Here is a 22,618-nt window from a genome sequence, read left to right as displayed (position 1 = left end):
ACTGTATTATACAACATTTTCAGTTCAGAACTTGCCTGCCTCCCTGCACGGGAACAAGGACTCAGCGTCAGTTCGGATCATGGGAGGATGGAATGTTTGAGTTTTGCCCTGCGATCCGGATAAAATTGACCGTCAGGAATGTCACACAGAGTATCCAGCCGAGACCGGAAAAGAGAGCAACCGCGGTGAGCCCCATCTTTCCGATCATGATGGCGGAACAGATCGCACGGAAAATAATGTGTAGGGTTGTTCCGCAGAAGGCGATGACCATGTAGCCCTGTCCTTTAAAGTATCCCATGTAAGCACTTCCTGTAAAGCAGAATATATAGAAAACAGAGATCAGCCTTATATAACTATTTCCGTAATAGAGAGCCAGTTCGTCTGAAGAACTCAAAAACAGCCGGAGTGCAGGATCGGAACCAAAGAACATGAAAAGGGAGATTACCACACAGACCGTCCAGTTTAACATCAGCCCCCAAAATAGACTTTTTTTCACCCGGTCATGATTTCCGGCCCCAAGATTCTGGGAGACCATGACGGAGACCGCATTTCCTCCGCTGTCACCGAAGGAATTCGCGAACCCCTCAATGCGGGTCGCTGCCGTATAGGCGGCGATTCCCGGTGTTCCGAGTGTATTGACACTGCCCTGAACGAGAATCTTTCCGATATACAGGCTGGAGGCCTGAAGCGCTGAGATGAGACCGTAGCGCAGAGTGTGGATCATAAGATCCTTATGAGCTCCAATATCTTCTCTGCGGCAGAGCAGTCCCGGATAAGTATCCCGCAGATACAGAAAACAGCAGATTGCGGAGAAAAACTGTGACAGGATCGTGGCCGCGGCAGCACCGCCGGTTCCAAGTCTCAGAATGCCGATAAAGAGAAAGTCCAGAGCAATGTTCATTGTGATGGCGGCAGCGAGAAAAGACAGGGCAACTCTGGTGTTGCCGATAGACCGCAGGATTCCGGATAAAAGGTTATAAAGACAGGTAAAAGGAAGCCCTGCGAGGATAATGAAAAGGTAGGATTCAGCGTAAGGAATGAGTTCGTCCGGGGTGTGGATCAGGTTTAAGATCGGATTCAGAAAGACGGTACACACACCGCTGATGATAAGGGCGATAATCATGCCGAGAAGAAGGGCGGTGAAGACTTCCTCGCGGTATTTTTTTCTGTCACCGCTTCCGTAGAACTGACCGAGGATTACCGTGATCCCGGTGCAGAAGCCGTCGAGAATGAAGATAAAAAGGTTCATAAGACTGCCGGATATTCCCACAGAGGCAAAGGCATTGGTGCCGAGAAATCTGCCCACGATCAGTGAGTCGGCAGTGTTGTAAAGCTGTTGTAAAATGTTTCCAAGCAGCAGTGGAACAGCGAGGGTTAAGATCTGCTGCCGGATATTGCCGGAAAGCAAAGAGGTCTGGTTCATGGTTATGTACTCCTGAAATATAATCTTCTGATACCGGATATTCCGCACTGCGTACTCCAAATTCTATGCGCTGCTCCGGCTGGTACCAAATCTGATGGTTCAGTACCTTCACAGAAATCAGTGTATCACAGAAAATATTAATTGAAAAATGAATAATTAAAAAGTAAAATATAATCAAAATGATATATTTTGAACAGGATAAAATATTTGCAGTAAAGAAAATCGGAGAAAACGGAGATCATTATGACAAAAACAGAGTTGGAGGCATTCCTGGCAGTTCTCCAGTATGGCAGTATCTCAGCAGCGGCAGAACGGCTTTTTATCACACAGCCGGCTATGAGCCGCAGAATGAAATCGATGGAAGAGGAACTGGGATACAGCCTTTTTGAACGTGGACGCGGTCAGAGAAGTGTGGAACTTACAGAGAATGGAAAAGAATTCGTTCCGGTCGCGGAACGCCTGTTGACACTTTACAGGGAGGCGGAGGAGATACCGAGAAGAAAGAAAAGTCCGCTTCTGCGGGTCAGCACAGTGAACAGCATTGCTTTTTATCTGATGCCAGCTGTATTAAAAAAAATGATGTCCGATCGGGACACCTGCAGCATTGAATTTAAGACGGGGCGTTCTTCTGACATTTATGGGTATGTGGAAAATGGAAGTGTTGATGTGGCTCTGGTCTCGGATCTTTTAAATTCCAGAAGAATAGTTCCGTTCCCTGTGTTCAGGGAGCCGTTTGTGTTTGCCGGTGGTGAGAGCTGGAGAGAAACAGGGAGAGTGACTCCGGATATGCTGGATCCGGAAGAACAGATCCGGCTGCCGTGGAATCCGGAATATGATATCTGGCACAGCCGATGGTTTCTGCCGGATGCAAATCCGAGTCTCACAGCGGATAAGATGGAATTTCTGGAATATTTTCTGAATGGAAAAAAATGGGCGGTGATCCCACTTCTTGTTGCAAGGCGATTCAAGAGACAAGACGTGTGGATCTGTCCGATGGAAGGCGGACCGGAGGACATGACGATCTATGGACTCACAAAAGAGAACCGGATGGATGATCAGATCCGAAGATTTTTTCAGTGTGTGAGAGAAGAACTGCAGATGATCGATGGGATAGAGTTGTTTTCAGGAAGATAAGAAGAGATCCTGGTCTCTCAGAAAAATTTATAATTAAATTTCAGACAGGAAAAAGGGCCCAGCCATCGGAACATACCCCAAGATTCCGGTGCGGGCCCTTTTTCAAGAGTTACAATTTATAATCCAAAATTGGATCTTACAGGAAGTTCATAAATGTCGTAATGATAAGCGCATTGAAGAAGTCGATGAACAAGCTTCCTACTAACGGCACTACGAAGTATGCGGTCGGAGCCGGACCATACTTTGCGGTGATCGCCTGCATGTTTGCCATAGCGTTCGGTGTAGCACCCATACCAAATCCACAGAAGCCGGATGTCATAACGGCTGCGTCGTAGCTCTTTCCGAGAAGGTTGAATACTACGAAGTAAGCGAAGAATGCCATGAGAACTGTCTGTGCCGCAAGCATTACGATCATCGGAAGTGCAAGCTCTGCAAGCTGCCATAACTTTAATCCCATCATTGCGAGACCAAGGAATAAGGAAAGAGAGAAGCTTCCGATCGTGCTGATCTCTTCCATCGGCATATCTTTGTGGGTTGCGTCAACAACGTTACGGATGATAGCAGCAACAACCATTGCTCCGATGTAGCTCGGGAATGTCATTAACTTGTTAAGGAATAAAGAAACGATCGTGCCGGCACCGATTGCGATTGCAAGGTATAATGCGCCGTCCAGGAATCTTCTGGAATCGATCGCGCCGGTAACTTCGTTCTTATCAACTTTAACCTCATCACTGCCGGTAGCAGTCTCTGTGGACTTTAAGTTCAGGGAATGGATACGACGGTAAGCGAGCGGTCCGCCGATCACACAGCCGGCAACAAGACCGAAGGTTGCGGATGCGATCGCAACCGCGTTAGCGCCTACGACACCGGCTTCCTCAAGAACCGGTCCGAATGCGCCTGCGGTACCATGTCCGCCGACCATCGGGATGGAACCAACCGCAAGACCAAGTCTCGGGTCGAGATGGAAAGCACCGGCAAGTACAGCGCCAAGACCATTCTGAAGAGCAACCATGATAATGGAAACTAACAGGAATAAGAGTACCTGAACGCCGCCCTTCTTTAAGAGACGGAAACATGCGGTGTAACCAACGCTACAGAAGAATACAGTCATGAAGAAGGACTGTAATGTGTTGTCGAAAGAGATTTCGAGGATCCCTGCGGATCTTAAAATCAGGTGAACAACAGCGTAAACAACGCCGCCGACAACCGGTTCAGGAATACAGTATTTTGTTAAGAATGGGATCTTGCTTACAAGGAAACGTCCAAGAAGCAGAACCAGTGCAGCAACTGCAACTGCTTGATACATGTTGAGCTCGATTTGTAACATAGTTTTTATACCTCCATACCTTTTATGTACAGAGTATAAGCATGTCCCTTCAAAAAACTTCACAAAGTTACAAAAAGTTACAAAAATTACTTAACAAAATTTGTAATTCCTTAACAATATTTTTATACACAACAAGGTAAAATATGTGAAAAATTCCAATATAAGGAATGTGAAGATGGAAAGGGAATTGTTCCGGATGTGGATTTCCGAGGAATGAAGAGACGCATCAGAAATAGAAAAAACCAGGTACGATCCGTTTTTGCGGAAGATGTACCTGGATCATGAAAAACTATCGTTCGGCTTCCAGCATCAGCCCGTCGATGAATTTTTTGATGCTGACCTTGCCGCCGGATGTGCGTTTTCCCCGGAGATAGTCCATCTCCGCTTTTACGTCCTCGAAGGAGAATAAAGTTCCGGAGTAGAGAGTGTAGGTCTCGTTCATGAAATCCTCGATCCCCATGTGGGCAATGTTGGACATTCCGGCCGCGATCGTCCTGCGGACGCGCTGCTCCATGTTTTTCGGCGAGTCGCTGACAGCCTCACACATCTGGGCAACGCTCAGGTTGGAGACTGGAATGTGGTTGTCGTGGAGATATTCGCAGATCTTTATGATATCCGGGCATCCTTTTTCGCCGGACATGCCGATGCGGTTTAAGATGTACTTTAATTTCCGGCCGTAGTTGTCGGCTTTCGGCTTGTCATCTTTGGCAGGATGTTCGATCTCGTTCATGAACATGCGGCGGATGTTTGCGAGTGTACGTTCGTTGGTGATCTGCTGTTCTACATTTTTTAAGACGGAACGGACTTCAATGAGATTGATCGGTTTGCTGATAAAGAAGTCGACTCCCGCGCTGTAGGCTTTGCTGATCAGCTCTTTGGCAGATACCTGGGAGATCATGATGCACTTGATCGAGGTGTTGACGGCGCGCAGTTCCTTTACGAATTCTACACCGTCCTTAACGGGCATGAAAAAGTCAACGAGGATGACATCCGGCTTGGCGCGCAGCACGTCTGCGAGATTTGCCGGTTCCCCGCCGCAGTCTCCGCAGATTTCCCCGAGATCCTGTGTCTCGATGATGTCCTCTAAAATATTGATGACGGACAGGTCATCCTCTACAATATAGATTCTCATAATGTTTCCTCCACAAGGGAAGTGGCCGGAATCGTGATGGTGAAGGAGGTTCCGATCCCCTGCTCCGATTCAACGTCGATGCTTCCTTTAAATTGTTCTTCCACGGTCATTTTTACGCCATAGAGGCCGACACCGCGGAAAATGTTCCCTGTTTTCTGGTCAAATTTTGTCGAGTAGCCCATCTTGAAGATGTTCGGAAGATGACGGGGGGAGATTCCCGGACCATCATCGGTGACGCGGAAAACATAATTTCCGTCGGTCAGATGTTCCTCAATGTAGATCATTCCGAATTTCCGGTCAGATTCGATCGCCTCGATGGCGTTATTCACGAGATTTTTGAGAACGGCCATCAGCTCATAGTGTTCTTCGGTCATAAAATTATCGGAACACTGGAATTCCAGCTGAATATGGACATTCTTATTTTCCAGAATATGGTAAGTTGTGTCTTCAAGGATCTTTAAGATATCCTGAAAGCTCATCTGCTTTTCGTCATATTCTTCGGAAATTTCTTCCTCGATGCCCTGGATGATGCGGATATAATCCTTTTTGATCTCGTGGACATCGCGGGCGATAGCAAGAGACATATGTTTCATGTCTTCCGGCACATCCATTTCATTTAATTTCTCATACAATTTATATGCGTTTGCCATAACGGATTCGATCTCTTCAGAATTTTTCCGCATGAAGTAGATCTCATTTTTCAGTCCTGTTGTCATAAGGAAAAGACGGCGGTAACGGTTCTCGTGCTCTTCGTTTTTTAAGAGTGTCCGGTAGTGACCTTCCGCCATCAGGATCAGACCGGCAAGAAAGGTACGGAACAGTGCGATCAGGAAGAGATATCCTGCCTTGTCCGGAGTCATGGAGTGTGACATACTCTCGGAAATGCACAGTTCTACCAGGTTGGAACCGAAATCAGCAAAAAAAACGGCCGGAAACAGGCGGCTGTAGGAGACGGTATGTTTTCCCGGGACCATGGCTGCGAAAATAATACCGTAGCAGAAATAGAAGATCGCATTCGGAAAAACACTTTTCGCTGAGACGAGGAGACTGGTCCCGCTGTGGAGCGCTGGAAACAGGCGGAAGAAGAACACGATGACTGCGGTCACGGCGCAGGTGAGCGGTGTGGAAAGACTTTTTCCAAGTGTCATCAGAAGAACGGGCAGTATGATCACGGAAGAAGAGATCCGGAAATTATTTATAAAGATATTCCAGTAAAGCTGGGACACGAGAGCAACGATCAGTCCGATCAGGATCATTCGCCGGATATCGCGCGTCCGCATATTATTTGTCATAAAGCCATTCTCCTTTTCAGAATTCGAAGCAGATGGAATCATCATCCTATATCTTATTATAATACGTTATTGTTAAAGAAAAGTCAATGAGACGGTCAGGAGTTGCTTCGCGGAGCGCGGACCGAAGCACGGAAAGAGCTGAAGACGGGGAACAGGGAGCTGCTGCAGGCGGCAATGACTAAGATTTTTATGGGGTCAGGTTCAAAAAAATAAAAAAACAGAAGCAAAACTTTATTTTATAAGTTGAAATATTGGTTTTAATGAATTATAATAAGTGCTCAGGGAAAAGATAATCTGAAATATATCGTTGAATCATGAGGAGGAAACTGACATGAAACCATATCGCGAAATGTCAAAACAGGAACTTGCGTCTTTAAAGGAGCAGCTGGAAGCGCTGTATAAGGAGTATCAGGGAAAAAATCTTAGCCTGAATATGGCGCGGGGAAAGCCATGCAAAGAGCAGCTGGACCTTTCTCTTCCTATGATGGACGTTTTAAACAGCAGCAGTGATTATATGACATCGGACGGTGATGTGAGAAACTACGGAGTCCTGACCGGGATCCAGGAGGCGAAAGAGCTCATGGGTGCGATGATGGACTCGCCGGCCGAGAATATCGTGATGTACGGAAACGCGAGTCTGACACTGATGTTCGATACCGTGAGCCGTTCCTGGACGCACGGGGTATGCGGAAGTACGCCGTGGTGCAGACTTGACAAGGTGAAATTCCTCTGCCCGGTCCCGGGATATGACAGACATTTCGCGATCACGGAATACTTCGGGATCGAGATGATCAACATTCCGATGACAGGTGAAGGTCCGGATATGGATCTTGTTGAAAAATATGTAAATAATGACGAGAGTGTGAAGGGAATCTGGTGCGTTCCGCTCTATGCGAACCCGAGCGGTGAGTCTTACTCAGATGAGACTGTGAGAAGATTTGCAAACCTGAAACCGGCTGCGAAAGATTTCCGTATCTACTGGGACAACGCATACTGTGTTCATCATCTGCACCCGGATCACCCGGATCATGTCCTCGACATTCTTTCTGAGTGTGAAAAAGCAGGAAATCCGGACATGGTATATAAATTCGGTTCGACTTCAAAGATCAGCTTCCCAGGCTCTGGAATCTCCGCGATCGCTACTTCAAAGGCAAATATCGATGCGCTGAAGAAGCAGATGAATGTCCAGATGATCAGCCATGACAAGATCAACCAGCTCCGTCATGTCCGCTTCTTTAAAAATATCGATGGTTTAAAAGCGCAGATGGCTAAGCACGCTGAGATCCTCAGACCAAAATTTGAGGCAGTCGATGAGATCTTAAATGAGGAACTTGGCGGTCTGGAGATCGGGAAGTGGACAAAACCGAACGGCGGATATTTTGTCTCCTTCGACTCTCTTGACGGATGCGCGAAAGCGATCGTTGCGAAGTGCAAAGAGGCCGGTGTTGTGATGACCGGTGCCGGAGCGACTTACCCATACGGAAAAGATCCGCACGACTCCAATATCAGGATCGCGCCGTCCTTCCCATCCCTGGATGACCTCAGACAGGCGGCAGAGATCTTCTGCGTGTGCGTAAAACTTGTGAGTGTTGAGAAGCTGCTCGCAGAATAAAACGTCGTAACTGTTCAGCAGCCGGATACCTACAGGAACCTCCCACGGAGCTTCCATTCGGATGCATGGCAAGTTACGAGCAAAATCCATTCCAAATCGCTTTAAAAGAAGGTTACAGTACACGGGCACTCCATGCCCGCGCCCTGTAACAGGATTTTGCCGATGCTTCGCATTCCGAATCGGCAAAATCCGCAACCATAACGGTATCATACGGAATTTTCAGTTCAGAAAATTCCTACCCGTGAAAAGTAACAAAAGAAGGACTGACAGCTAGAAATTCGGCTGTCAGTCCTTTACTTTTTTGCGTTGGTATACTAAAATGAAAAAGACTATCGAATATGATAGGGAAATCCTGAAAAAATCGGAGGAACGTTTTGAAAACGATGATTCCGGAAAAGGACGGAAATATTTATGAATGAAAAAAATGAGAAGCCGGAGAGCGGACAGAAAACGGGGACAAAAAAGTCCGGTCTCGCCAGGGAAGGGATCGCTTATCTGATCTTCGGAGTCCTGACGACGGTGATCGACTACGCGATCTCGAATCTTCTATATTATATGTGGAAGATGGATCCGGTCCCGGCCCAGACAATCGCCTGGGTGGCAGCCGTATTGTTCGCATTTGTGACGAACAAATGGTGGGTGTTTGAAAGCCACACCTTAAACCCGGCGAAGGTATGGAAGGAATTTGTCTCGTTCATTTTATGCCGGATCGCGACATTTTTATTTAACCTGGCAGCGCTGTTTATCATGGTGGATCTCATGAAGATGGAGTTTTTTATCTGCAAGCTGCTGATCTCCGTGGTGGTCGTTGTTCTGAATTATGTGTTCAGCAAGATCCTGATCTTTACAGGAGATAAAAAGAAATGATCTACGATGTCTGCCCGGCGGATGTTGGGAGTATGAAAAAGCAAAAATGATTACAGGCTGATGAAGCCGGAGGAGTTTTTACTTTATGACAGAAATAAAAGAAATCGATACGATCCCGGATGAGCCAACTGCGGATCGTCCGGAAAATCGAAGGAAAAAGCGGCAGACAACGCCGTTTTTAAAGCCGAGGGATGGTCTTCTGATCGCCTTCTTTGTCCCGGTGCTCGTCATGATCTGCATTTTCGTTCAGAGGGGGATCTTTCCATTCGGGGAGAGGTGCTTTCTGAGAACAGATATGTATCACCAGTACGCCCCGTTCTTTTCGGAGTTCCAGTATAAGCTGCGGACCGGCGGAAGTCTCCTTTACAGCTGGGATGTGGGAATGGGCGTCAATTTCGCGGCGCTGTATGCCTACTACCTGGCCAGCCCGTTAAACTGGCTGATCCTGCTCTGCCCGAAGAAGTTTATCATCGAATTTATGACGATCATGATTGTTCTGAAGATCGGACTTTCGGGGCTGAGCTTTGCCTGGTATTTAAAGAAACACAGCCAGAACTGTATCCTGGGGGTTGGGTTCTTCGGGATCTTTTATGCCCTGTCCGGATACATGGCGGCGTACAGCTGGAACATCATGTGGCTGGACTGCATTCTTCTGTTCCCACTGATCGTATACGGCCTTGAGAGACTCGTGAAAGAGCAGAAAGGCATGCTTTACTGTGTGACGCTCGGACTTTCGATCCTCTCAAACTACTATATCTCGATCATGACCTGCCTGTTCCTGGTGCTTTATTTTATCGCACTGCTGATCATGGAAAAGCCGGGGCCGGTGAGAAAATACGTGGACAGCTGCGTCCGGTTTGGAATTTACTCGCTGCTCTCAGGCGGACTGGCAGCAGGAATCCTGCTTCCGGAGATCTATGCGCTGCAGAGCACGGCGTCCGGTGATTTTGACTTCCCGAAGGCGTGGAGCTCGTATTTCCCGATCTTTGACATGATCGCCCGCCATATCGGAAATGTGGAGACGGAGATCGGTCTTGACCACTGGCCGAATATCTACTGCGGTGTCGCGGTATTCCTCTTCTTTTTGATGTATCTCGCATGTAAGAAGATCGCAGTGAAGGAGAAAGCCGTCTACTGCGGACTGCTCCTGATCTTTTTTGCGAGCTTTTCCATCAATGCGCTGAATTTTATCTGGCATGGATTCCACTATCCGAACAGCCTTCCATGCAGACAGTCCTTCATCTACATCTTCCTGATGCTGTTTATCTGCTTCCGGGCGTATATGTATCTGGATGAGACGCCGAAAAAGCATATCGCGATCGCCTTCTGGGGGAGCGCGTGCTTTGTCCTGCTGGCGGAAAAGCTGGTGACACAGGAACATTTCCACTTTATCGTCTACTATGTGGCAATCATCTTCCTGGCGGCTTATGCCGGACTGATGTATCTCTATAAGGACGGAAAGCGGACGGTGTGCGGATTCCTGGCACTGACGCTGGTCGCAGTTGAGGCTTCGATCAACATGTCGGTGACGAGTGTGACGACAACGAGCCGTGAGTCCTACACCAGCGACAATGAGGAGGTACGGATCTTAAAGGATTCCCTGCAGCCGGCATCGGATTTCTACCGGGTGGAGAAAAAGACGAGAAAGACGAAGAATGACGGGGCATGGATGAACTTTCCGTCAGTATCCCTGTTTTCCTCAACGGCGAACGCGGATCTCTCGAAGTTTTTTAAGAAGCTTGGATGTGAATCGTCCACAAATGCTTACAGCATCACTGGAAGCACGCCGCTTGTCGACAGCATTTTTTCTGTGAAATATGCACTCTGTTCCGAGGCAGTCTCCAACACGGAGCTCATGATGTATCTGAGGGAGAGCGGCGGAACATATCTCTATGAAAATCTCTACACACTGCCGCTCGGCTTTGTCCTTCCTTCAGATATCGAGGAAAACTGGCAGTATGAGATGGATAATCCTGCGGAGGTCCAGAATGATCTCTGCCTGGTTTCCGGGGCGGATGAAGTTCTGGTGGATGCCGGCGGAACGGTGAATAAAAACACCTTCACATTCACACCGGATGAGACGGGCGAATATTATGTGTTCGTCATGAACAAGAAGGTAAAGACTGTGAAGGCGGAACTGCCGACCGGACAGAAATCCTTCAGCAACGTGGACCGCGGATATCTTCTGGAGCTTGGAACTCTGGCTCCGGGCGCAGAAGTGAAGCTCACGGCGGATGAGGCCGGCGAACAGTTAAATGCGATCGCCTACCGGTTCTCAGAGAACGCGATGATCCAGGTCTATGACCGGCTGAACCAGTCCCCGATGCATCTGACGAGCTGGAAAGATACGAAACTTTCCGGAACCGTGAGTGCGGCGAAAGCGGGAATGCTTTTCACCTCGATCCCGTTTGATAAGGGATGGACCGTAAAAGTGGATGGTGAGAAGGTGGAGACGAGAAAGGCGTTCGGTGCATTCCTGGCTATCGATGTGAGCGCCGGCGATCATGTGATCAACTTCTCCTATTTCCCGGAGGGCTTAAAGACCGGCGGTCTGATCTCAGGCGGATCCATCGTGATCCTGATCCTTCTGTGGTTTTTGCGCAGGGAGATGGATCGCCGGGAAGCGAGAAAGAGAATGAAACAGATCCGGAACATGCAGCAGGAAGAGGAAGAAGATCCTGATGAAGAACCGGAATTTGAAGAGATTCCGGATCTCGATGATGAAGATCTGACAGACACTATAAATAATAGAAAAGAGACAACGGAGGAACAGCTATGAAACTTTGGGGCGGAAGATTTACGAAGAAAGAAAACCAGTTAGTACATAACTTTAATGAGTCCATCTCCTTCGATCAGAAATTTTACAGACAGGATATCGCGGGCAGCATCGCGCATGTGACGATGCTCGCAAAACAGGGGATCCTCACAGAAGAGGACCGTGACGCGATCATCGCAGGCTTAAAGAGCATCCGCGAGGACATCGACAACGGAACCTTAAAGATCACAACGGAGTCCGAGGATATCCACTCTTTCGTTGAGGCGAACCTGATCGAGCGGATCGGGGATGCAGGAAAGAGACTCCACACCGGCCGCAGCAGAAACGACCAGGTTGCTCTCGATATGAAGCTCTACACGCGAGACGAGATCGACGAGATGGACGGACTTTTAAAGGGACTTCTTGAGGTCCTCTTAAAGCTCATGGAGGACAATCTTCATACTTACATGCCGGGCTTTACCCACCTTCAGAAGGCACAGCCGGTAACACTGGCGCACCATGTCGGCGCATATTATGAGATGTTCCGCCGTGACAGAGGACGCCTCGCTGATATCAGAAAGCGCATGAATTACTGCCCGCTGGGATCCGGCGCTCTTGCAGGGACAACTTATCCGCTGGACCGTGAGTACACTGCAGAGCTTCTCGGCTTTGACGGACCGACCTTAAACAGCATGGATTCCGTATCCGACCGTGATTACCTGATCGAGCTCCTGGCTGCGCTCTCCACGATCGCAATGCATCTGAGCCGTTTCTCCGAGGAGATCATCATCTGGAACAGCAATGAGTACCGCTTCGTGGAGATGGATGATTCCTACAGCACCGGAAGCAGCATCATGCCGCAGAAGAAGAATCCGGATATCGCTGAGCTGATTCGCGGAAAGGCCGGGCGTGTCTACGGCGCTCTGATGTCCATGCTGACGGTCATGAAGGGAATCCCGCTGGCTTACGATAAAGACCTCCAGGAGGACAAGGAGCTGACCTTCGACGCGATCGATACCGTAAAGGGTTGCCTCTTACTCTTCACAGGAATGGTATCCACGATGACCTTCCGCAAGGATGTGATGGAGGCGAGCGCAAAGAACGGCTTCACAAACGCGACAGACGCTGCGGACTACCTTGTAAACCACGGTGTTCCGTTCCGCGATGCACATGGAATTATCGGACAGCTGGTCCTTCTCTGCATCGATGAGAACAAGGCGCTTGACGATCTGACTTTAGAGCAGTTCAAGTCGATCAGCCCGGTATTTGAGGAAGATATCTACGATGCGATCTCCATGAAGACCTGCGTGGAGAAACGTGTGACAATCGGAGCTCCGGGTGCGGATGCGATGAAGAAAGTCATTGAGGTCTATAAGAAAGAACTGAACGGAGAGAAATAAAAAAAGAAAGGCCCTGGCTGTTCCTGCAAAATGGGATCATTCAGGGTCTTTGTATACATAGAAAATGTCGGCTATATCTTTATACGAACACAGCCGCCACGGACGATACCCCAATTATCGTTCCGGGCGGCTGTGTTTCTTTTATATCGCGTTGTAAAATATAATGAGAAGAAAGTTTTTGGGAGAAGTTGGTGCGGCTTCTCCGTTCATTTGATTATTATAGCATGAATCATGCGGAATGTAAAATGATTGTTGTCGAATGAAAAATAACAAATTTTACCATTAAATGTTAATAATACATTATATTTATTCTGTTACAGCGCATGGGAGAGGCTCATATACTGTCGTGAAAAATGTGAAAATTTGTATAGCGGCAGGGAGACCGGCGCTCATAGACAAGTGAAAACATGCTTCGTGAGTGTTCTCTTGTTATCGCGGCAGTCGCCAAGGTCTCGCGTAAGCGCAGACTTTGGCCTGTTGTTCGCGTAAATGAAAAAAGCCTGCATTCACAGGCTTTTTTCAGGGATTTTTCATCACATATATTGTTTCAATCCACAGTCGGTAATTTCACGGAGACTGACTGTGCTTTGCTTCGTGTCAGTAGGAGAATCCTTGCTGTTGTTCGTTGAATATATGGGAAGAAAGCTAAGTTTGATCTGTCCTTATCACCGCCGGAGCGGGAGAGTTTTACGAATATGGAAGGTTGTCAGATCAGCCAAGTTTCTTTAAAGCTGCTTCCATACGGTTCATACCTTCGATCAGGCTTTCCATGGAGTTGGAGTAAGCGATACGGATGTTGTCCGGAGACTCGAATGCACCGCCCGGAACAACCGCGATCTTTGCCTCGGCAAGGAGGTAATCTGCCATTCCGAAGGAATCAGCGATCTTCTTTCCGTTCCACTCTTTATCATAGAAAACAGTCATATTCGGCATTAAGTAGAAAGCGCCGTCTGCGTTGTTGCAGGTGATGCCATCCATGGAATTTAAGCGCTCTACCAGGAATTTACGGCGTTTGTCGAATTCAACTCTCATGGATTCCACGCTGTCCTGCGGTCCGCTGATCGCTTCGAGAGCTGCGTACTGGGCGATCGAGCAGGTGTTGGATGTTGTATGACCCTGAAGAGAAGTCATTCCTTTGATGAGAGCTGCATTTCCGGCTGCGTAACCAACTCTCCATCCGGTCATGGAGTAAGCTTTGGAAACACCATTGATGACAACGGTACGATCCTTTACTTCCTCGGAGATCGAAGCAACGCAGAAGTGTTTCTTTCCTTCATAGATCAGCTTCTCGTAAACTTCATCGGAAATAATATAGAAGTCATGTTTGCAGGCAAGTTCTGCGAGCTCTGTGAGCTGTTCTTTTGTATATACAGCACCGGTCGGGTTGTTCGGTGTGTTGATCATGATCGCTTTTGTTTTCGGTGTGATGGCTTTCTTGATACCTTCCACGTTGAGGGCGAAACCGTCTTCCTCACGGTTCTGTACGAGGACCGGAGTAGCACCGGAAAGTTTTACCATCTCGATGTAGCTGACCCAGCACGGAGTCGGGATGATAACCTCGTCACCTTCTTCACAGAGGGCAAGAACTGCATTGACGAGCGGCTGTTTTGCGCCGGTTCCGATACAGATCTCGTTCGGTTTGTAAACGACATTGTTGTCTTTTAAGAATTTTGCACAGATCGCTTCTTTTAAGTCCATGATACCGGAGACAACCGTGTATTTTGTTTTCTGGGCATCGATCGCTGCCTTTGCCGCATCACAGATATTCTGCGGAGTACCGAAATCCGGTTCGCCGAGGTTGAAGGCGATCACATCGATTCCCTGTTTTCTTAATTCAGCGACCTTTCCGGTCAGTGCAAGTGTAGCGGCCGGTTTAATGTTCTGGATCCTCTTTGTAAGCATCATAATGATTTCCTCCCTGTATGTTTTGATATTCCCCTGAGATTCGAACAATTCGTTCTTGTTTATGCTTAAATGATACCATAAGTGAATATAATTGTAAAATGTTTCTTTTTTTGATATAATATTCATAAATATTAACATTTAACTGAAAAGAATGTTACTATAAATATAGAAGAAACAGAAATGGAAAATGGTAGCTGTCAAACTTTTAGTTTTCAGAATTGAACTATTTTCAAATAATATTTCTGGACAAAAATGAAATCCTGTGGTAAAAAAGCAGAAGAGAGATGAGCGTTATAAAAAAACATGTGTGAAAGCAGGATCGAAATAGAAAACTGCCGGTCCCGGCAGAAAGGAGAACGTGATGACATTTCTGGAAATTGAAGCATTTTTAAAGATCGCTCAGTGCGGAAGTTTTTCCGCGGCGGCAGAAAAATTATATATCACACAGCCGGCTCTTGGACGAAGGATCCGGGCGCTGGAGGAAGAACTTGGATATTCCCTGTTTATCCGGAATAAAGGAGTCCGCCATGTGGAACTCACGAGACAGGGACGTGCCTTTGTCGGGATCGCTCATCGCTGGCAGGCTCTCTGGAACGAGACACAGGAAGAATCGCTCCTTGGAAATGAGAAGAGTTTCTATGTTGCGAGTGTAGGAAGTCTCCTGGCATTCATGCTTCCGACCGTGTTTCAGGAGTTCATGAAAGATACGCCGGAGTGCAGCCTGCATGTGACGACACTCCATTCCAGTGATGCCTATGGGTATGTGAACAATAAGACGGTGGATATCGCATTTATCACGGATCCGATGTACTCTTCCCAGGTAAAGACGGAGATCCTGTTTAAAGAAAAGCTCTGCCTGGTCGTCGGGACGGAGCTGAAACTTCCGAAGCGGATCAGCATTTCGGACCTCGATCCTCGCAAGGAGATCCGGACGCAGTGGGATCAGAATTTTGACAGTTGGCACAACTACTATTTCAGTAGTGCGGCCGTTCCGAGTGTTTATCTCGATGAAATGGGCTTTTTACAGTACTTTACGCAGAATGGTGACAACTGGGCGTTTCTACCTGTGTCGGTTGCAAAGAGCATCTTAAAAAGCACCCCGGTTTCCATCCATGAACTGGATGTGGAGCTCCCGAACCGGACCCTGTACTATCTGTACCGGGCAGGGGATGAATCTCCATATCAGGAACATCTTCTCGAGATCTGCAGGCAGAAATTAGCCGGGGAGAGCGGGATCACGCTGATGGAGCCGATTCTGAATCTGTGAGTGGAGAAAAAATTCAGATTTAGCGGATCGTTTAGAGAAAGAGATCATTTGCAGAAATAAAAAGCAGCAGCATTTTCTGGAGAGAATGTCAGAAAATGCTGCTGCTTTTTTGCGGACAACGAGCCAAAGTCCGCGCTTGCGCGAGACCTTGGCGACTGTCGCGATAACAAGGGGAAACTCGCGAAGCGTGTTTTCACTTGTTTACAGGAAATTCCGATGGAACTTCCCGTCAAAAAAATGGACACAAGTGATACGCAAAATACATATCTGAAAATAGTGTAGCAGGAGATTGGCTTATGATACAAAAATGTGAAGCTTTGCGATCGCATCTGCAACCTTCGGACTTGTTGCCGGATGTGCGATCGGCGGTCCGATCGCGACACGCCGGATCAAACAGTTTAATCTTCATTCAACGGAAAAAGCAGAGGGCGAGACAAAGAAAGAAGAAGGAGAGCCTTCCTAAAATGAAAGCTCTCCTGAAAAAACGGGAAAATACTATCTCTTGTTGCTTGCTCTCCAGATATGCATCTTCTCAGCCTCTGCGATCAGCTGGTCGCGGAACTGCGGATGTGCTACGGAGATGATCGCTTCAGTCTTCTGCCATGTGGAGAGACCTTTTAAGTTTACTTTACCGTACTCAGTAACGAGATAGTGGATATTCGCACGGGTATCGGTAACGATGGAGCCAGGAGCCAGAGTCGGAACGATCCTGGACTCTAAGGTGCCGTCTTTCTTCTTGAAGGTAGAAGAGCAGCAGATGAAGCTCTTTCCGCCCTTGGAAAGATAAGCGCCCAGAACGAAGTCGAGCTGTCCGCCGGCTCCGCTGATGTGCTTGATTCCTGCGGACTCAGCATTTACCTGGCCAAAGAGGTCAAGGTCAACTGCGTTGTTGATGGACATGAAGTTGTCGAGAGACGCAATCGTGCGGACATCGTTTGTGTAGTCGACCGGTGCGGACATGCACTCCGGATTCTTATTTAAGTAGTCGTATAATTTCTTTGTACCTGCGCCGAATGCATAAACCTGACGGCCTTTGTCGATATTCTTTCTCGCGCCGGTGATCTTTCCTGCGTTTGCGATATCAACGAAAGCGTCAACGTACATCTCTGTGTGCACACCGAGATCCTTTAAGTCGGATTTTGCGATCAGAGCACCGACTGCGTTCGGCATTCCGCCGATACCGAGCTGTAAGCATGCTCCGTCCGGGATCTCCTCAAGGATCAGTTTTGCAACTGCTTCATCGACATCGCTTGCAGCTGCAGCGCCGCCCATCTCAGCGATCGCCGGGTTGTCACCTTCTACGATCATGTCAACGTGGGAGATATGAACACCTTCCTCAGTACCGCCGAAGCATACCGGCATATTTTCATTTACTTCCACGATAACGACCTTGGAGGTCTCGCAGACAGCAGCCATATGGGATGCGTTCGGTCCGAAGTTGAAGAAACCGTGCTCGTCCATCGGGGAAACCTGGAAGACAGCGACATCCGGCTTGTTCTGGGATTCTCTGTAATATCTCGGAAGCTCGGAGTAACGGAGCGGAGCGTAGTAGCAGAAGCCCTGTGCGATCGCTTTTCTCTCGATCCCGCTCATATGCCAGGAGTTCCATGTCATATGTTCAGCCGGGTTCTCGATCTTGAAGATCTCCGGTACCCACATTAAGATACCGCCGCGGAAGTTTACGTCAGTTAATTCCGGAAGTCTTTTTGCGATTTCCTTATCGACTGCGATCGGAGTTGCTGTTGTCCAGCCGTAATCGACCCAGTCACCGGATTTGATAACGGAAGCTGCTTTCTCAGCGGAAACCAGCTTTTCCTGATACATCTGTTTGAAATCCATTTTAATACCCTCTCTTTGTAACCATAAAAATATTACTGCATCTCAGAACTTTGCCGGGATCATAGGATCCGGGGCCAAACTCTGACATTATTTTATCATTATCTGCCGGCAAGGTCAAGAAATCCGGTGAAAAAGGAATAGAAAGAAATGGTAAAACATGACAAAAGCAGAAAGTGACGCGTCAGAGCATAAAAGTAACTTTTGTACGAAATGAAGAGTAAAGTTCCTAATTTGTTTAGAAAAAATATATAAAAAGCTTTTGATAATGATTTGACAGCAAAACGGTTTGGTGATATGATTAGTTATACATAATATACTGCCTTGCTTATGGAAAAATATATGGTGTAGAGCTTGGCAGCGGTATGATGAGGAGGAAAAGAAAATGGCAAAGAAAGTTGTACTTGCAGGTGCATGCCGTACGGCAATCGGAACAATGGGTGGCGAATTAAGCACAGTACCGGCTCCGGAACTTGGCGCAATCGTAATCAAAGAGGCTTTAAAGAGAGCAGGAGTTGCTCCGGAAGCTGTTGACCAGGTTTACATGGGCTGCGTAATCCAGGCTGGTCAGGGACAGAACGTAGCACGTCAGGCTACATTAAAAGCTGGTCTCCCGATCGAGGTTCCGGCTGTTACGATCAATGTTGTATGCGGTTCCGGTCTTGAGGCTGTCAACATGGCTGCTGAGATGATCCTTTCCGGTGACGCTGATATCGTTGTTGCAGGTGGTATGGAGAACATGTCCATGGCTCCGTATGCAATGATGAAAGGCCGTTACGGATACCGTATGGGCAATGCTACTTTAGTTGATACAATGGTAAATGATGCTCTCTGGGATGCATTCAACAACTACCACATGGGTATCACAGCTGAGAACATCTGCGATCAGTGGGGTCTTACAAGAGAACAGCTTGATGTATTCGCTGAGGCAAGCCAGAAGAAGGCTGAGGCTGCTCAGAAGGCAGGCGCATTCAAAGATGAGATCGTTCCGGTAGAAGTTAAGAAGAAAAAAGAGACAGTTATCGTAGATACAGACGAAGGTCCGCGTCACGGAACAACTGTTGAGACTCTTGCTAAATTAAAACCGGCATTCAAGAAAGACGGCGGAAAAGTTACAGCTGGTAACTCTTCAGGAATCAACGACGGTGCAGCAGCAGTTGTTGTTATGAGCGAAGAGAAAGCAAAAGAGCTCGGTGTTAAGCCGATGGCTACATGGGTTGCTGGTGCTCTTGGCGGCGTAGATCCGAAGATCATGGGTATCGGACCGGTTGCAGCTACAAAGAAAGTTCTTAAGAGAACTGGCTTAGAGATCAAAGACTTCGACATCATCGAGGCTAACGAGGCATTCGCTGCACAGTCTGTAGCAGTAGGCAAAGAGCTTGGCTTTGACCTTAACAAGTTAAACCCGAATGGCGGCGCGATCGCTCTCGGACACCCGGTAGGAGCTTCCGGATGCCGTATCCTTGTTACACTTCTTCATGAGATGGAGAAAGCAGATGCTAAGAAGGGTCTTGCAACTCTTTGCATCGGCGGCGGAATGGGCTGCGCTACAATCGTAGAGAGAGACTAATCTGGGACTTTGGCAAAATCTGAGGAGAACTACATATGGGTTTTGTAAAATATGAGCAGGACGGTTTTGTTGGTGTTATCACCATCAACCGTCCGGAGGCATTAAACGCTTTAAATACAGAGGTTATTCAGGATTTAGACGCTGTTCTTGACAGCATCGATCTTGGTACAACAAGAGTGCTGGTTGTGACCGGCGCGGGTGAGAAATCCTTTGTTGCCGGCGCAGATATCGCTGCAATGAGCACAATGACTGTACAGGAGGCACGTGAGTTCAGTAAAGCTGGAAACGATGTTTTCCGTAAGCTGGAGACACTTCCGATCCCGTCGATCGCAGCTGTCAACGGTTTCGCGCTTGGCGGTGGAAATGAACTTGCAATGAGCTGTGATATCCGTTACTGCTCCGAAAACGCTATGTTCGGACAGCCGGAGGTTGGTCTTGGCATCACTCCGGGATTCGGTGGAACGCAGCGTCTCGCAAGACTGATTGGAACCGGAAAAGCAAAGGAAATGGTATATGCTGCTGTCAATATCAAAGCAGACGAAGCATACCGGATCGGTCTTGTAAACGGTGTGTGCACGAAGGAAGAACTTATGCCGACAGTTATGAAACTGGCAAAGAAGATCGCCTCCAACGCACCGATCGCTGTCAGAAATTCCAAGGAGTCCCTGACAGATGGTTATCTTTCCGACCTTGACCACGCAATCTCCATCGAAGAGAAATATTTCTCCGAGTGCTTCGAGACCGAGGACCAGAAGGAAGGAATGAAGGCGTTCCTCGAAAAGAGAAAAGTGGACGGCTTCAAAAACAAATAAATGGAACTGTTCAGTCTGAACAGCGATCAGTAAGTCTACATCATATGTTTGCATAAAGGAGATAAAATCATGAAAGTTGGTATTATCGGCGCTGGAACCATGGGTTCCGGTATTGCACAGGCATTCGCACAGACAGAAGGCTATGAGGTAATGCTCTGCGACATCAATGAGACATTTGCAGCGAACGGAAAGAAGAAAATTGCCGCTGGATTCGAGAAGAGAATCGCAAAAGGCAAAATGACTCAGGAAGAGGCTGACAAGATCCTGAACAAGATCACAACAGGCGTAAAAGATATCTGTGGTGACTGCGACCTCGTTGTTGAGGCTGCAATCGAGAACATGGAGATCAAGAAGCAGACATTCAAAGAGCTCGACGCAATCTGCAAACCGAGCTGTATCTTTGCTACAAACACTTCTTCCCTTTCCATCACAGAGATCGGCGGCGCAGTTGAGAGACATGTAATCGGTATGCATTTCTTCAACCCGGCTCCGGTTATGAAGCTGGTTGAGGTTATTGCTGGTTTAAACACAAAACCGGAAGATGTTGAAGCAGTTAAGAAGATCTCCGAGGAGATCGGCAAGACTCCGGTACAGGTAGAAGAGGCTGCTGGTTTCGTTGTAAACAGAATTCTTATTCCGATGGTCAACGAAGCAGTCGGCATTTACGCTGATGGCGTTGCTTCCGTAGAGGGTATCGATACTGCCATGAAGCTTGGCGCTAACCATCCGATGGGACCGTTAGCTCTCGGTGATCTGATCGGTCTTGATGTTGTTCTTGCAATCATGAACGTTCTTGAGACAGAGACAGGCGATCCGAAGTATCGTCCGCATCCGCTTCTTAAGAAGATGGTTCGCGGTGGCCTTCTTGGAAGAAAGACCGGCAAGGGCTTCTACGATTACAGCAAATAATAATGTAAGGGTTGCCTGACGGTGATCTTATCCCGTCAGGCAATATGCCTTTTATAACAGAAGAGTAAATTTCGAATTATTTTTTTATTACGATTGTTTATTTTTTCACAATATGTTATAATGAAAAGGCATGTACTAAATTAGGTACATCGGGGGAGTGAAGCATCCACATTTCCCCATGTTATACATGATACAATTCACAAGGAGGAACTAAAAACATGGATTTTACATTAGGTAAAGAGCATGAGATGGCGAGAACACTGTTCCATGATTTCGCCGAGAAGGAAGTCAAACCCCTTGCTCAGGAGGTTGATGAGGAAGAGAGATTCCCGGTTGAAACCGTAGAGAAGATGGCTAAAAACGGTTTCCTCGGTATTCCGGTACCGAAGGAGTATGGTGGACAGGGCTGTGATCCGCTTACATACGCTATGTGCGTTGAGGAGCTTTCCAAAGTTTGCGGTACTACAGGCGTTATCGTTTCCGCACATACATCCCTTTGCATGGATCCGATCATGACATTCGGAACAGAAGAGCAGAAGCAGAAATTCCTCGTTCCGCTTGCAAAAGGCGAGAAGTTAGGCGCATTCGGTTTAACTGAGCCGGGCGCTGGTACAGACGCTCAGGGTCAGCAGACAAAAGCTGTTTTAGACGGCGACGAGTGGGTATTAAACGGTTCCAAGTGCTTCATCACTAACGGTAAGTATGCTGATACATACATCGTTATCGCTGTAACAGGCACTGTTGAGAAACGTGGCAAAATGCAGAAAGAGATTTCCGCATTTATCGTAGAGAAAGGTACACCGGGCTTCACTTTTGGTACAAAAGAGAAGAAGATGGGTATCCGCGGATCTGCAACATATGAACTTATTTTCACAGACTGCCGCATCCCGAAGGACAACCTCTTAGGTAAGAAGGGTGAGGGCTTCAAGATCGCTATGCATACTCTTGACGGCGGACGTATCGGTATCGCTGCTCAGGCTCTTGGTCTTGCAGAGGGCGCTCTTGACAGAACAGTTGCTTACGTAAAAGAGAGAAAGCAGTTCGGCCGCACAATCGGTCAGTTCCAGAACACACAGTTCCAGCTTGCTGATATGGCAACAAAGGTAAAAGCTGCTCAGATGATGGTTTACCGTGCAGCAATGGCTAAGGCTACTCAGAAGTCCTACGGCGTAGAGGCAGCAATGGCTAAACTGTATGCAGCAGAGGTTGCTATGGAAGTAACAACAAAGGCTGTACAGCTCCATGGTGGTTATGGTTACATCAGAGAGTACGACGTAGAGCGTATGATGCGTGATGCTAAGATCACCGAGATCTACGAAGGAACAAGTGAAGTTCAGAGAATGGTTATCTCCGGCGCACTGTTAAAATAATAATTTA

The 22,618-nt window shown here is 47.6% G+C and carries 17 protein-coding genes; 11 read left to right on the top strand and 6 right to left on the bottom strand.

Annotated features, from left to right (window positions below; genetic code table 11):
• Positions 1 to 67 precede the first annotated feature (67 nt).
• Entirely contained in the window at positions 68 to 1,423 is a 1,356-nt protein-coding gene (locus ACI3EW_RS13150; protein WP_485663078.1) for an MATE family efflux transporter, read from the bottom strand.
• 243 nt (positions 1,424 to 1,666) lie between these two features.
• Here ACI3EW_RS13150 and ACI3EW_RS13145 point away from each other — a divergent pair, with 243 nt between their 5' ends.
• The gene (locus ACI3EW_RS13145) at positions 1,667 to 2,557 is read left to right on the top strand and encodes a LysR family transcriptional regulator (RefSeq protein ID WP_405581090.1); all 891 of its coding nucleotides are present in this window, start codon (positions 1,667 to 1,669) and stop codon (positions 2,555 to 2,557) included.
• 136 nt (positions 2,558 to 2,693) lie between these two features.
• Here ACI3EW_RS13145 and gltS read toward each other — a convergent pair whose 3' ends face one another.
• The 3 genes from gltS to ACI3EW_RS13130 form a co-directional block, all read right to left on the bottom strand.
• A complete protein-coding gene (gltS, locus tag ACI3EW_RS13140; RefSeq protein ID WP_215703213.1) occupies positions 2,694 to 3,884 on the bottom strand; it encodes a sodium/glutamate symporter in 1,191 nt (396 codons plus the stop codon).
• Positions 3,885 to 4,173: 289 nt separating this feature from the next.
• The gene (locus ACI3EW_RS13135) at positions 4,174 to 5,016 is read right to left on the bottom strand and encodes a response regulator (RefSeq protein ID WP_142412291.1); all 843 of its coding nucleotides are present in this window, start codon (positions 5,014 to 5,016) and stop codon (positions 4,174 to 4,176) included.
• Positions 5,013 to 6,308 carry an ATP-binding protein gene (locus tag ACI3EW_RS13130; RefSeq protein ID WP_405581098.1) on the bottom strand — a complete coding sequence of 432 codons (1,296 nt, stop codon included), beginning with the start codon at positions 6,306 to 6,308 and terminating at the stop codon, positions 5,013 to 5,015. Before ACI3EW_RS13130 ends, ACI3EW_RS13135 begins: the two co-directional genes overlap by 4 nt.
• 331 nt (positions 6,309 to 6,639) lie before the next feature.
• On the opposite strand from ACI3EW_RS13130, the gene ACI3EW_RS13125 reads away from it, so the two are divergent.
• The 4 genes from ACI3EW_RS13125 to argH all read left to right on the top strand — a co-directional run bounded on the left by ACI3EW_RS13125 (position 6,640) and on the right by argH (position 12,942).
• Positions 6,640 to 7,920, top strand: coding sequence for an aspartate aminotransferase type Ic (locus ACI3EW_RS13125; protein WP_405581101.1), 1,281 nt, complete (start codon positions 6,640 to 6,642; stop codon positions 7,918 to 7,920).
• A 411-nt stretch (positions 7,921 to 8,331) separates the two neighbouring features.
• Positions 8,332 to 8,787: a GtrA family protein gene (locus ACI3EW_RS13120; protein WP_215703215.1), complete on the top strand. Its 456-nt coding sequence runs from the start codon at positions 8,332 to 8,334 to the stop codon at positions 8,785 to 8,787.
• A gap of 85 nt (positions 8,788 to 8,872) precedes the next feature.
• Positions 8,873 to 11,566: a YfhO family protein gene (locus ACI3EW_RS13115; RefSeq protein WP_405581104.1), complete on the top strand. Its 2,694-nt coding sequence runs from the start codon at positions 8,873 to 8,875 to the stop codon at positions 11,564 to 11,566.
• Complete coding sequence (gene argH / locus ACI3EW_RS13110) at positions 11,563 to 12,942, top strand: argininosuccinate lyase (RefSeq protein WP_405581107.1); 1,380 nt, start codon at positions 11,563 to 11,565, stop codon at positions 12,940 to 12,942. Before ACI3EW_RS13115 ends, argH begins: the two co-directional genes overlap by 4 nt.
• Before the next feature lie 711 nt (positions 12,943 to 13,653).
• Here the strand turns inward: argH and ACI3EW_RS13105 are convergent.
• The gene (locus ACI3EW_RS13105; protein WP_118530424.1) at positions 13,654 to 14,847 is read right to left on the bottom strand and encodes a pyridoxal phosphate-dependent aminotransferase; all 1,194 of its coding nucleotides are present in this window, start codon (positions 14,845 to 14,847) and stop codon (positions 13,654 to 13,656) included.
• 361 nt (positions 14,848 to 15,208) lie between these two features.
• Between ACI3EW_RS13105 and ACI3EW_RS13100 the strand changes: the two genes are divergently transcribed.
• Together ACI3EW_RS13100 and ACI3EW_RS13095 are read left to right on the top strand one after the other, a co-directional pair.
• Entirely contained in the window at positions 15,209 to 16,114 is a 906-nt protein-coding gene (locus ACI3EW_RS13100; protein WP_118530426.1) for a LysR family transcriptional regulator, read from the top strand.
• A 322-nt stretch (positions 16,115 to 16,436) separates the two neighbouring features.
• Positions 16,437 to 16,577: a sodium/glutamate symporter gene (locus tag ACI3EW_RS13095; RefSeq protein ID WP_118530816.1), complete on the top strand. Its 141-nt coding sequence runs from the start codon at positions 16,437 to 16,439 to the stop codon at positions 16,575 to 16,577.
• A 32-nt stretch (positions 16,578 to 16,609) separates the two neighbouring features.
• On the opposite strand, the gene ACI3EW_RS13090 is transcribed toward ACI3EW_RS13095, so the two are convergent.
• The gene (locus ACI3EW_RS13090) at positions 16,610 to 17,953 is read right to left on the bottom strand and encodes a butyryl-CoA:acetate CoA-transferase (RefSeq protein ID WP_118530428.1); all 1,344 of its coding nucleotides are present in this window, start codon (positions 17,951 to 17,953) and stop codon (positions 16,610 to 16,612) included.
• Positions 17,954 to 18,335: 382 nt separating this feature from the next.
• Between ACI3EW_RS13090 and ACI3EW_RS13085 the strand changes: the two genes are divergently transcribed.
• From ACI3EW_RS13085 to ACI3EW_RS13070, 4 genes are all read left to right on the top strand, one after another.
• On the top strand, positions 18,336 to 19,520 hold the full coding sequence (locus ACI3EW_RS13085; RefSeq protein WP_405581114.1) for an acetyl-CoA C-acetyltransferase: 1,185 nt from the start codon (positions 18,336 to 18,338) through the stop codon (positions 19,518 to 19,520).
• A 35-nt stretch (positions 19,521 to 19,555) separates the two neighbouring features.
• Positions 19,556 to 20,332 (top strand): enoyl-CoA hydratase-related protein, encoded by a 777-nt coding sequence (locus tag ACI3EW_RS13080; RefSeq protein ID WP_118530430.1) that lies wholly within the window; start codon positions 19,556 to 19,558, stop codon positions 20,330 to 20,332.
• Between the two features lie 69 nt (positions 20,333 to 20,401).
• On the top strand, positions 20,402 to 21,241 hold the full coding sequence (locus ACI3EW_RS13075; RefSeq protein WP_118530432.1) for a 3-hydroxyacyl-CoA dehydrogenase NAD-binding domain-containing protein: 840 nt from the start codon (positions 20,402 to 20,404) through the stop codon (positions 21,239 to 21,241).
• Positions 21,242 to 21,459: 218 nt separating this feature from the next.
• Positions 21,460 to 22,611 carry an acyl-CoA dehydrogenase gene (locus ACI3EW_RS13070; protein ID WP_117470188.1) on the top strand — a complete coding sequence of 384 codons (1,152 nt, stop codon included), beginning with the start codon at positions 21,460 to 21,462 and terminating at the stop codon, positions 22,609 to 22,611.
• Positions 22,612 to 22,618: the final 7 nt, after the last annotated feature.

It is taken from the genome of Pilosibacter rotomagensis, assembly GCF_045062245.2.
In the GTDB taxonomy this organism is placed as follows: domain Bacteria; phylum Bacillota; class Clostridia; order Lachnospirales; family Lachnospiraceae; genus Pilosibacter.
Note: the sequence above shows the minus strand (reverse complement) of the source record. Positions and strands in the feature narration are given on the sequence as shown.